Origin of the sequence: Lactococcus sp. (genome assembly GCF_036648155.1) — a bacterium.
In the GTDB taxonomy this organism is placed as follows: domain Bacteria; phylum Bacillota; class Bacilli; order Lactobacillales; family Streptococcaceae; genus Lactococcus; species Lactococcus cremoris.
The window spans coordinates 103,619-116,063 of record NZ_JAVXIY010000007.1 but is presented as its reverse complement, the minus strand read 5'-3'; the positions used below and the strand labels follow the sequence as shown (position 1 = coordinate 116,063).

Here is a 12,445-nt window from a genome sequence, read left to right as displayed (position 1 = left end):
GCCTTGTCAGTAATTTTTATTTCATTATTTAGCCGCTTCGACATCACGAGCAATAACCAATTCTTCGTTTGTTGGCACAACAAGTACTTTCACTTTAGACTCTGGCTTAGAAATGATGCCAAAAGCTCCACGAACATTTTTACTTTCATCAATTTCCATTCCAAACCACGAAAGTCCATTAACTACATCCGTCCGAACAGCCGTATCATTTTCTCCGACACCTGCAGTGAAAATAAGTGCATCAGCTCCATTTAATACGCCAAAATATTGGGCAATAAATTTTTTGAGACGGTCAACGTACATTTCATAGGCAAGAATCGCTTTAGGATTTCCTTTGGCTACTGCTTCTGAAAGGTCACGCATATCACTAGAAAGTTCAGATACCCCAAGCACTCCAGACTCTTTGTTGAGAATGTCAATCACATCTTGAGCATTTCTAAGACTCGGATCGCTCTCCAACATATAAGGAATGACTGAAGCATCCATTTCCCCCGCACGCGTTCCCATCATTACACCAGCAAGTGGTGTAAATCCCATTGAAGTATCAACAGATTTACCACCTTCAATCGCTGTAATTGAAGCTCCATTTCCAATGTGGGCCGTAATCATCTTCAATTCTTCCAGTGGTTTTCCTAAGACCTTTGCTGCTTCTTGCGCCACATACATATGTGAAGTCCCATGTGCCCCATATTTTCTGATTGAATAATCTTCATAATATTTTGTTGGAATAGGATAACGATAAGCTTTTTCAGGTAAAGTGCTATGAAAAGCCGTATCGAAAACAGCGACCGCAAGTGCATCGGGTAAGAGACGTTGGAAGGCTTCAATCCCTAAAACGTTGGCCGGATTATGTAAAGGAGCCAAAGTTGAAAGGTTTTTTATCTCAGCTAAAACCTCAGGTGTAATAATTGTAGAGTCTTTAAAAAATTCCCCACCTGCAACAACACGATGCCCAATTCCTGTGATTTCACGGAACTCATGAATTAATTGAAAATGGATTAACTCATCCATCAGCAATAAAACAGCTTGACGATGGTCCACAATTTCTTGTTTTCTAACGTGTTCTTCATTGTTAAATTTAGTTGTTGAAATTGAGCCAGATAGACCAATACGTTCAAAAATCCCCTTAGCAATCACGGTTTCTTCTGGCATTTCATAGAGTTGCCATTTTAATGATGAGGAGCCTGCATTGACAGCGAGCGTTTTTTCCATACTTACTCTCCTTAATGTATGCGTTTTATTCTTAAAATTATATCATACTTTAGAGTTGATTTCATTTCTCCTCTATCAATGATTCCTACAACTTTGTATCTTGCTGTCATTTTTAAAATAAAAAAAGATCTTGTTTGATGACAAAATCTTTTGATTTATTATTTTTTAAGTGCCTCAACGTCGCGAGCAATCACAAGTTCTTCATCCGTTGGAATTACAAAAACTTTTAGGCGTGAGCTTGGTTTTGAAATTTCTCCCTCAACACCAAAAACATTTTTTTCAGGGTCTACTTCAATACCAAACCAAGTCAATCCAGAAAGAATTGCTTCTCGAACAGGAACAGAATTTTCACCAATTCCAGCAGTAAAGACAAGTGCATCGGCTCCATTTAAGACTGCCAAATATTGACCGATGAATTTTTGAATGCGATCAACATACATCTCAAATGCAAGTTTTGCATCAGCATCTGTATCTTTAGCAGCAATGATATCGCGCATATCTGATGAAATACCGGATACCCCATAGAGACCAGATTCTTTGTTCATCATATCAACAACATCTTGAGCATCTTTGAGTTCAGAATCATTTTCAATCAAATAAGGAAAAACAGAAGGATCCATTTCACCTGTGCGAGTTCCCATCATCACTCCAGCAAGAGGTGTGAAGCCCATTGATGTATCAACAGATTCTCCGCCTTTTACTGCGGTAATTGATGCGCCATTCCCAATATGCGCCGTGATAATTTTTGTTTCTTCAATTGGTTTACCAAGTAATTTTGCGGCTTCTTGCGAAACATACATATGTGAAGTTCCATGAGCCCCATACTTACGTACGGCATAATCTGTATAATATTTTTTAGGCAATGGATAACGGAAAGCTTTTTCAGGCATTGTTGTATGGAAAGCTGTATCAAAAACAACTACTGAAGTAGCATCAGGCAACAAATTCAAAAAAGCTTCAATGCCGGCAGCATTTGCTGGATTGTGCAAAGGCGCAAGAGCTGACAAATCTTTAACTTGTTGCAAAACTTCTGGTGTAACTACTGTTGATTTTTGGAAAATTTCACCCCCAGCAACCACGCGGTGTCCCACACCAGTAATTTCAGTAAATTCCTCTACTATTTTCAAACGTTTTAAATCTTCAAGTAAAACTTCTACTGCTTCTGTATGATTTGGAATATCAAAAACTCGTTCTTCTTTTTCTTCTCCAAATTTAACGGTGACGATTGAATCTTTCAAGCCAATCCGTTCAATTAATCCTTTGGCAAGAACTTTTTCTTCTGGCATTTCATACATTTGCCATTTCATAGATGATGAACCAGCGTTTACTGCTAATGTTTTGGTCATGTTTAATAAACCTTCCTTGAATTTGAAATACGGTTAAATTATAACACAATTACAATTTCTTTTGTGTTTTTCAGCCATGATTCACTTGGTTATTTTTTTATTTCAATTACAAATAAAAAGCGTTTGCATTTTTAATGATTTTATACAATAAAAAATTACTGACAGACTAGCCAATAATTTTTTATTTTTACTTATAATTTTACAGTTTTTGTAAATTCTTCCATAAAGACTTCTAAACTTTCTCTGTCTGTCAATGATGACAAAGGATGAGCAAAGGTCGCATGAGCAGCAGGCCCTTTTTTCAAGACATAAATTGCTTTAGCATCAGCATTAAAAAGTGAGCTTGGTAAAGTAATTACCGCCATAATACTTCCATGCTGACTAATCCATTCTTTTAAAAGTGGGCCTTGTACACTTGTCAGTAAATCCTCCGGTGCTAAGAAAACTGCAAAAGCACCATCTTTCAAGTAATTAAATGATTGTTCAATCAACAAATGATGTGCAAAGGTGTGTCCATCAGTAGCAGCGACTTCAAAATTTTTCGCAACTTCATCATCTGGATAAAAACCGATTGGCAAATCACTAACAACAACATCAGCTGGCTCCATCAAACGTTTTTGAACCGCATCAATTTGCATAAATTCGGCATGGCTTCCCATGATTTCAGCCATTGAAGCTGACAAATCTAAAAGTAAATCATCGACTTCAAAACCAACATAATCTACTTTTTTATTAAGATTAACAAGCAATGTTTCCGCAAGATTCCCCATACCAGAACCAAACTCAATTAAGCGAAGTTCAGAATTTTTATTGAGATGTTCAATGATAAAGTTGAAAATTAGACCAATTGCATCAGGAGTCATGGCATGATTTGCCTGAAGAGGCGCAACTTGCGAACCTTTTAATAAAACAAATTGAAAAAGTTTTTGCCATTCTTTATTTGATAAATTTAACTGACGGAGTTTGTCATTATTTACTGACAGCTCAACAATTCCTTGGTCAGTACCATCTAAAAAAGCAGCATTTTGTTCCACAAAAGCATCATAAAAATCTGTATCTAATTTCTCAGATAATTTTGTAATATTTTCAACTACCAGCTCAAAACCTTGAGCCACTTTCTCCATGTTCATGATTTTTCTCCATTTCCATAAAATCAAAATAAAACTGCCAAACTTTGACAGTTTTATTCGCTGATTGATTTTTATTTCATCAACAACTTATTTTTTCTTTCGACGAGTGTCCAGTTTTTCAAGTTCCATCCAAGCTCTAACCGTCACAACAATCATGACTACTATTCCCAAAACTTCTAAAAGAAATGCTTGATGGCTAGCTGCTTGAGCTACTGCAAAAGCAACTATCAAGACACCCACGCCAGCAAAGAAGAAAATGTCCATACTCCGCCGAACGTCTTTGGGCATCATAAAGATATACGCAAAGGCTCCTAAAATCAACAGGATAATATAAAACATCTTTCTCCTTTCCAAACTAGACAAGTCCTCAAGCAAAAATGCTCAAATCACTTGTTTTTTTATAATCGAAAAAATTAATTTCAGTACTTTTTATAAATCTTTATTTTTTCTTCTTAGTTGATTTTTCACGCATTGCTTTGTCCAAGATTTGTTTACGCAAGCGGATTGATTCAGGAGTTACTTCCAAGTAATCATCATCACCGAGGAATTCCAAAGATTCTTCAAGTGAAAGGATTTTTGGAGTGTTCAAAACAGATGTAGAGTCTTTATTTGAAGAACGGACGTTTGTTTGTTGTTTCATTTTAGTAATGTTTACAGTCAAATCGTTATCACGGCTGTGTTCACCAACAATCATCCCACCATAAACTTCAGTACCAGCGTCAACAAAAAGTTGTCCACGTTCTTGAACATAACCCATAGCATAAGGCGTTACTTGACCAGAGTCCATAGAAATCAAAGAACCACGGTGACGTCCACCGATTTCTCCCTTAACAGCTGGAAGATATTGGTCGAAAGTATGGTTCATGATTCCGTATCCACGAGTCATTGACATGAATTCTGTTGTGAATCCAATCAAACCACGTGCAGGAACAAGGAAAATCAAACGTGCTTGACCATTACCAGTAACTTGCATATCAAGCATGTCCCCTTTACGTTCAGAGAGCGCTTGGATGATTGAACCTTGGTATTCTTCAGGAGTATCGATTTGAACACGTTCAAATGGTTCGCAAGCTACACCATCAACTTCTTTGATGATAACTTCAGGACGTGAAACTTGAAGTTCATATCCTTCACGACGCATTGTTTCAATAAGGATTGACAAATGCAATTCACCACGACCAGAAACAACCCATTTATCAGGAGATTCAGTGTTTTCAACACGAAGTGAAACGTCAGTTTGCAATTCAGAAACCAAACGTTCTTCAACTTTACGTGATGTTACCCATTTTCCTTCGCGACCAGCGAAAGGAGAGTTATTAGCAAGGAAAGTCATTTGCAAAGTAGGTTCGTCAATGTGCAAGATTGGCAATGGTTCTACATGGTCTGAAGGTGTAACAGTTTCACCAACGAAGATATCTTCCATACCAGATAAAGCAATCAAATCACCAGCTTTTGCTTCTTGGATTTCTTGACGGTCAAGACCGAAGAAACCAAAAAGTTTAGTGACGCGGAAGTTTTTAGTTGTTCCATCAAGTTTAGACAAAGTAACGCTGTCTCCAACTTTGATTGTTCCACGGAAAACACGACCGATACCGATACGTCCAACATAGTCATTGTAGTCCAAAAGTGAAACTTGGAATTGCAAAGGTTCATCGGAGTTATCAACTGGACCAGGGATATGGTCGATGATTGTATCAAAAATATTTGCCATTGTGTGTTCTTGATCAGCTGGATTATCAGACATTGATGAAGAACCGTTGATTGCTGAAGCATAAACAACTGGGAAATCCAATTGTTCGTCATCAGCACCAAGTTCGATGAAAAGTTCAAGAACTTCATCAACAACTTCAGCTGGACGAGCAGATGGTTTGTCAATCTTATTAACAACAACGATAGGCGTCAAGTTTTGTTCCAAAGCTTTTTTCAAAACAAAACGTGTTTGAGGCATCGTTCCTTCGTAAGCATCGACAACGAGGACAACCCCATCAACCATTTTCATAATACGTTCAACTTCTCCACCGAAGTCCGCGTGACCTGGTGTGTCCAAGATGTTGATACGAGTTCCGTTATATTCAACTGCTGTATTTTTGGCAAGGATAGTAATCCCACGTTCTTGCTCAAGTGCATTTGAGTCCATCGCACGTTCAGCCAATTCTTTACGAGCATCCAACGTTTGAGATTGTTTTAAGAGTTCGTCAACCAATGTAGTTTTACCATGGTCAACGTGGGCAATAATAGCGACGTTTCTAATATCTTCGCGTAATTTAGTCAATTTTATCATACCTTACTTTCGTATATATCTAACCCATTATAGCACACTTTTTTAAAAGCTGTAAATGCACACGTTTACAAGCCTAGCAAAGATTTTTTTAGTTGAAAAATGAAAACTCCAAAGAAAATTTTCTAAGGAGTTCTTTATTTTTTTATAATTAATAAAATCGCTAAGAATTACCCTTCTTTTTGGAAATTCCTCATTTTTAAAGCATAGAGGAATAATAAAAGAAAAGCAAATAAACCCAGTAAGACAGCAATAATATATCCAGCTCCATAAAAAGTTAGAAAGATAGAAAGTTGAACCCAAAAGTATCCCCAGATAAACTATGATTAAAAATAATCATAAATGGAAAAGCTATAATTAAAAAACTGATGTAAAAAATTAGACTAGCAAAAGAAAAATAGACACTAAACTTTGTTTTTTGATAATAAATGAGAAAAAATGAGATAAGTAACAATAAACCCAAAATAAAACTATAAAGAGGGAACTGATGAAAAAGAAAATAAAAGAAATTTTCTCTACTTTTTTTATAATCAAAGTTCGTATTCAATTTATTCTGATTTACTGTTGCTGGAAGAAACATCACTCCTATCCAGATGATGAACATAACTAGCATTTGCCAGATTTTTATCTTATTTATCCTCATTTTTACTCTCCTTTGATTTTATAATTATCTATTTTTTCTTTTTGTAGGCATCCACATAAACCAAAATATTAAAAACTAAAAACAAGGAGAAACTGATAAAATAACCGAAATGATAAGTTTCTAACACTATCACTCCTCTTTGAAATCCCCCAATCAAAATTTGATTTAACAAAAGGGCACCATAGGCACAAAGGACAGTAATTGTGATTAAAACCGGAATTACCCTTTTATATTTCACATATTGACTGGCCATCGTGAAATAATTGAACAGTAGCACAATTATGATGATAAAATATAATTCAACGTTATATTTTATAGCATATTGAAAACCCAAAAGATTAATACTTTCAAAGCTATTATTTGTAGCTGGAAAAAACGGAAGAGACAGACTAAGTAAACTGATAATAAATGTAAAAACAATGTATTTTTTCATACTTACCATTTCCCTCATCTAGATAATTCAACAACTTCATCTGCCATTTCCCAAATGACTGGGTTGTGTGTTGCAATGATGATAATCCGCTTTTCATTTTTCATACTCAAAAGCAGTTTCATCACTTCTTCACTATTCTCAGAATCTAGTGCTGCTGTTGGCTCATCTGCCAAAATAACCGGTGAATCTTTCAAAATCGCTTTAGCAAGTGCCACACGTTGCGCCTCACCACCTGATAATTCATAAATTTTTTGATTGAGTTTTAAATAGGCCACATTAACTTGTGCCAAAGTTTCAAGCTTTTTTTCTTGTTTAGTTTTCTTGGATAACTTTTGATTAAGCAATCCCAAATCCAAATTATTATCAATCGTTTCATTCTCAATCAATCCAAAATTTTGAAAAAGATAAGACAAATCATTTAAAAAATAGTAATGTTTCTTGATTTTTGATAATTCTTTTCCTTCATAACGAATACTTCCCTCGTAGGGCTCAAGTTTAGCAATCATGTTCAGTAAGGTTGTTTTACCAGAACCTGATTGACCGATAATGGCATAAACTTTCCCAGCTTCAAAGGTTAATTTAAAGTTATCAAAAATCTTTCTATGTAAAAATTCTTTAGTAATATTAGTTAATTCAAACATTTATTCTCCCTTCAAACTATCTATTTGTCCATTTTCAAAATTTTTCATTTGAACAAGTAGGATAATGAGCGAAATAAACCACAAAGTACTTACAACAAAAAGAGAATATAAAAACTCATTGCTGATTATTGTCAGTGTTGGTAATAAAATCAAAAGCAACCCTAACTCTACAAAAATGAAAGGACGATGAATTCTCAAGTTGGGCATTCCAGAAATAAATTTTATTACGATTGTTCTCCTGAAATGAGTAAAGTAAAGCAGATGAAGTAAAATATAGAAAAAGCTAATGACAATAATTGTTATAATGGCTGATAGGATTGCCATATTTAAACTTTCTTCTACAAGATTTGTCTGTGCCTCATACTGTCCATAGGCATTAACTAAATAATGAACCTTATCATATAGTCCCAACTTTTTCAGCGTATTAAGCGTTTGTTCTTTACCTTTCACAAAGAAATAATCATTATCCCCTGCCCATGATATGCCCGTTTCTTCTCCTGATGATTGCGGTGTTATCACAATAATAATTGGGTCAAATATTTCTTGTTGCGTTGTCATTTTCTCATAAGCCACATTGTAAATAAAACGATTTTCGTCACTTGGTACTTCTTCAACGTATTTCGCCTTCATCTTGGTTTCTTTTTTGCCATTTTGTGTTGTTTCCGTCAAAAGTTTATTGTACTGAGCAATCAATTTTTGACGATTTTTCATTTGATTTTTTGGTATCAAAAGAGCGTATTCTCCAAGTTTGAGATTAGAAAAGTCTTCTTTAACATTTATATGTTGTGCTTTCAGATAACTTGGTGTGACGATGAGTTGTTCGTCGCTACTTTCTTCTGGTCCATCAAACAAATTATGTCTAACGAATATCGCATCTTCTTTCGTTACCTCAATATTATAAAAGTTCCACCAAGCTTTTGCTTCTTGATTACTTACTTGCAGATTAATAGAGGCATAGGGAAACGTATAATAATCTTTTTCCTGTTTCCATTTATCTAAGTCGGCTTCCTGCTTTTTTAATTCGATTTGATTATAGTGAATTCCTGACAAGCTGGTGACAAGGACAATGCTCACAGCAAATTGCATCAAAACCACAAGAATCATCAAAGCTGTTGTCGGCAATTTTCCTTTGATAAGTGAATTGAGTTGACTCCGAGAGAGGATAATCATGATTATTGCACTTACTAAGCATGACAGTAACACAAATATCAAAGAAGATAAGAAGATAGAAAATAAAGCAAAAATGTGAAGTGACAAGTTGCTTAGACCAGTTATGAGCAAGTAACTAGAAGTCCCTATCATAGCAATCATCGTCAAAATTGAGATAAACTTCATATCACGAATACTATCTGAAAACACAGTATTCAACAATGTCTTCCCAGACAAAAGTTCTATTCCTGATTTTCGTAACTCTGAGATTCTTACAAAAATAGCTAAGCCGACAAAAGCCAGAAAAACACTTATCAATAACGTTACAGCCTGTGGATTACCATAGATGTTGTAATATTCCCCTAGAAGAGACATATTCGGAACATAAACTGCTGTTACATGGAATTTTTGACTTAAATACTGACTAAACTCCTTAGCTTCTTTCTTTCCGGAAAAAACATTGTATGTCCCAAACATACCAATTGGGTCATACTCCTCTCTTTTCTCTTTTGGAAGTAGGTTCATATTATTTGCAAGTTTTCCTTTCCCAAAAGTCATATAAGTTGGCTTGAAATCTCCTGAACCGTTTGGTATGACGACATCCATAATGATAAAGATATCATGTTTTCTTGCATAATCATCCACATCTTTGATAACTTCACGAGGACTAGGAACAGTTTCTGGATTTTGGTTCTCATTATTTGCGATAAGAACAGAAGTTGGTAGTCTTTCTGAGATAATTTGCTGCCCATTTTCTTTTATATTAATAATATAAAAAACTGTGACTAGAGCAACGGTCACAGTCAAAAAAATATATTTTATTTTTTTCATTTCAATCACCAGTGTTTGGTTTGAACTGTACCATTGCCATGAAAGAAATTCACTCTTTGTCCCCAACGAGTATTTAACCATGCATAGGCCTGTTGATTGGCATGAGCTCCTCCTACTATGGTTCCCCCATATTTGCCCTGAAAAGCTACTTCTGCCCAATGATTTCCATAGTTATTCCAATAAGCGGCATAAGCTCCCATACCGTACTTCTTATCATTGGTTGAACCTTGTGAGTAAGTTGAACGATTAACAGCGAATACAGGACTTACTTGAAGAATAGTTCCACCAAGGGTCGCAAGGATAAGTGTTGAAACAAGTAATTTTTTAGTTTTCATTTTTCTACTTCCTTTCTAAAAATTTCTAATCTTTCGTAGAACTTTTTAAAAATTCTACTGCAACAAAATTTTTAGTACCTCCTTTCCTCACTTTGACTATGTATAAGTTTTCAGTTGATTTCATTTGTTTAATAGTCTTAAATCAATATTAAATTTTATACCCCTATTGTAATCCCTTTCAATTTTGCTTACAATCTTTTTTTGCACAATTTCATAATTTTTGTGACGAAATTGAGTTTTCTGTGATGAAATTGAGTTTGTATCAGGCAAAAATAAAAATCACCCTAAAAAAGAGTGATTATTTTATTCGTTTTGAATGTTTTTTGAGTTCCTTTAACTCTTTTTTGCAAACCATTGGTGCTTTGACTTTTTTCAAACTTTGTACAAAACACAGGGTCAAGCCGTCATCTTCAATTCGACGAATTTTCTTTGAATCAACGAGTAACCCACGCCCAAGTGAGAGGAGATTGGGCATTTTCTTTTTTGCGTCTGAAATTGTTCCACGAACTAGGCACTCATTATCTTTTGTGATGGCTCTAAGATAATTTCGATGTGTTTTGTCCGCTTCAATATATAAAAGAGAATCCATAGAAATCGGATAGCCAGCCATTTCAACAATATTTAATTCATTTGTAAAACAGTACAGTAAAACTTTTTCAATCATTTCCCTAACTTCACTATCAAAATCGCTACACACAGTCATCTGAGACCATAATGGTAGGGTAGTAAAGCTCAATAATTCATCTTTTAAGTCAGGATTATCAGTATAGATAAGAAAAAATGCCTTACTTTCTAACTTCTGCATTTTTTTCAGTATTTCGAACTCTTCTTTTTGTGCAATTTTTATAAAACAAGTCTTAACTTCTTCAAGGTAAATTTGAAGATATTGATAGGCATCTTGATGATTATAGAATACTCTTGTTACGTCAACCTTGTCTTTTATCCCGAGTTCTTTTTCATTTTCAAGAACAAATCGCTCTAAGCGATTTCCTGCATAAAAGTCCGCATCAATCAAAATTCTATTCATTTTTTACCTTCAACAAGTAAATTTTAACTATAATCTTATTCCAAAAACATCATTACCATTAAATATCTTTTTAGTTACGTTTTCAAATTATAGTGTATTATACCATTTTATAAGCAAAATCTGCGCTATTCTCTATATTTTACATATAGCTTGCACTTGAAAGCCTTTATCAAATACGGTAAAATGTAGTAATGAAAACTCTCTACGATGTACAAGAAATGCTGAAAAAATATGGATATATCAATCTTTTTCCAGATCGTTTGGATGCGATTGCTTTTATGCAAATTGAATTAGGAAAGATGCTTGAATCAGGAATATTTCAGAAAAGCGACCACGATTACTTGACTGCTCGCTTGATTTTGTCGCGTGAAGAGAGAATTGAAAAGAAAAAATCTACGACTAATAAAAAATAATGCTTTTTTTATTGTCAGATTGGAGAAAAAAACAATGACTGCAAGTAAAATTATCGGTATCGACCTTGGCGGAACTTCAATTAAATTTGGGATTTTAACTCTCACTGGTGAAGTTCAAGATAAATGGTCTATCCCAACAAATATTTTAGAAGATGGAAAACATATCGTTCCTGATATTATCCAATCAATCAACCACCGTTTGAACCTTTACAATTTGGATAAATCAGAGTTTCTCGGAATTGGAATGGGAACTCCTGGGTCAGTAAATATTTCTGAAAGTACTGTTAAAGCCGCTTTCAACTTAAACTGGGCAGATACTCAAGAGGTTGGTAAACCAATTTCTGAGGGTGTTGGTCTACCTTTCATCTTGGACAATGACGCTAACGTTGCTGCTCTTGGTGAACGTTGGGTTGGGGCTGGCGAAAACAATCCTGATGTAGTATTCATCACTCTTGGAACTGGTGTTGGTGGTGGAATTATCGCCTCAGGAGAGCTAGTTCATGGTGTTGCTGGAGCTGGTGGTGAAATCGGCCACATTTGCGTTGACCCTGATGGTTTTGAATGTACTTGTGGAAACCGCGGTTGTTTGGAAACAGTAACTTCTGCTACAGGAATCGTTCGCTTAGCTCGTAAATTTGCTGAAGAGTACGAAGGAGATTCTACTATTAAGGCTGCTATTGACAATGGTGATGAAGTAACTTCTAAAGACATTTTCTTTGCTGCTCAAGAAGGGGACCACTTCAGCTTATCTGTTGTTGATAAATTTGCTTATTATCTTGGATTTGCCTGTGCAAATTTGGGTTCTACTTTAAACCCTGCTTCAATCGTTATCGGTGGTGGTGTATCAGCAGCTGGTGAATTCTTGCGTGAAAAAGTTGAAGCTTATTTCAATAAATATGCCTTTTCAACTGTTCGTAACTCAAGTAAAATTAAACTTGCTGTTCTTGGAAATGATGCCGGAATTATCGGCGCTGCAAGTCTTGCTCTTAAATTTAAAGGAGAATAAT

The 12,445-nt window shown here is 35.2% G+C and carries 12 protein-coding genes and 1 pseudogene; 2 read left to right on the top strand and 11 right to left on the bottom strand.

Going from position 1 to position 12,445, the window contains the following annotated elements:
- Window positions 1-24 precede the first annotated feature (24 nt).
- The 11 genes and pseudogenes from RSC39_RS08395 to RSC39_RS08345 form a co-directional block, all read right to left on the bottom strand.
- Window positions 25-1,212: an acetate kinase gene (locus RSC39_RS08395; RefSeq protein ID WP_021037892.1), complete on the bottom strand. Its 1,188-nt coding sequence runs from the start codon at window positions 1,210-1,212 to the stop codon at window positions 25-27.
- A 158-nt stretch (window positions 1,213-1,370) separates the two neighbouring features.
- On the bottom strand, window positions 1,371-2,558 hold the full coding sequence (locus tag RSC39_RS08390; protein ID WP_011835968.1) for an acetate kinase: 1,188 nt from the start codon (window positions 2,556-2,558) through the stop codon (window positions 1,371-1,373).
- Window positions 2,559-2,749: 191 nt separating this feature from the next.
- Window positions 2,750-3,688, bottom strand: coding sequence for a class I SAM-dependent methyltransferase (locus RSC39_RS08385; RefSeq protein ID WP_063281207.1), 939 nt, complete (start codon window positions 3,686-3,688; stop codon window positions 2,750-2,752).
- Window positions 3,689-3,775: 87 nt separating this feature from the next.
- Window positions 3,776-4,027 (bottom strand): DUF3165 family protein, encoded by a 252-nt coding sequence (locus RSC39_RS08380; protein WP_011677086.1) that lies wholly within the window; start codon window positions 4,025-4,027, stop codon window positions 3,776-3,778.
- 100 nt (window positions 4,028-4,127) lie between these two features.
- Window positions 4,128-5,960, bottom strand: a complete 1,833-nt coding sequence (gene typA, locus RSC39_RS08375; RefSeq protein WP_031286284.1) for a translational GTPase TypA — start codon at window positions 5,958-5,960, stop codon at window positions 4,128-4,130.
- Window positions 5,961-6,136: 176 nt separating this feature from the next.
- Window positions 6,137-6,609 (bottom strand): annotated as a pseudogene (locus RSC39_RS08370) (hypothetical protein).
- Between the two features lie 28 nt (window positions 6,610-6,637).
- A complete protein-coding gene (locus RSC39_RS08365; protein ID WP_332536456.1) occupies window positions 6,638-7,042 on the bottom strand; it encodes a hypothetical protein in 405 nt (134 codons plus the stop codon).
- A gap of 14 nt (window positions 7,043-7,056) precedes the next feature.
- Window positions 7,057-7,683: an ABC transporter ATP-binding protein gene (locus RSC39_RS08360; protein ID WP_332536454.1), complete on the bottom strand. Its 627-nt coding sequence runs from the start codon at window positions 7,681-7,683 to the stop codon at window positions 7,057-7,059.
- On the bottom strand, window positions 7,684-9,663 hold the full coding sequence (locus tag RSC39_RS08355; protein WP_332536452.1) for a bacteriocin-associated integral membrane family protein: 1,980 nt from the start codon (window positions 9,661-9,663) through the stop codon (window positions 7,684-7,686).
- A 5-nt stretch (window positions 9,664-9,668) separates the two neighbouring features.
- Entirely contained in the window at window positions 9,669-9,998 is a 330-nt protein-coding gene (locus RSC39_RS08350; protein WP_332536450.1) for a lactococcin 972 family bacteriocin, read from the bottom strand.
- Window positions 9,999-10,296: 298 nt separating this feature from the next.
- Entirely contained in the window at window positions 10,297-11,025 is a 729-nt protein-coding gene (locus RSC39_RS08345) for a LytTR family DNA-binding domain-containing protein (protein ID WP_332536448.1), read from the bottom strand.
- Window positions 11,026-11,216: 191 nt separating this feature from the next.
- On the opposite strand from RSC39_RS08345, the gene RSC39_RS08340 reads away from it, so the two are divergent.
- Together RSC39_RS08340 and RSC39_RS08335 are read left to right on the top strand one after the other, a co-directional pair.
- On the top strand, window positions 11,217-11,438 hold the full coding sequence (locus RSC39_RS08340) for a YqgQ family protein (RefSeq protein ID WP_011677095.1): 222 nt from the start codon (window positions 11,217-11,219) through the stop codon (window positions 11,436-11,438).
- 34 nt (window positions 11,439-11,472) lie between these two features.
- A complete protein-coding gene (locus tag RSC39_RS08335; protein WP_231722351.1) occupies window positions 11,473-12,444 on the top strand; it encodes an ROK family glucokinase in 972 nt (323 codons plus the stop codon).
- Window position 12,445: the final 1 nt, after the last annotated feature.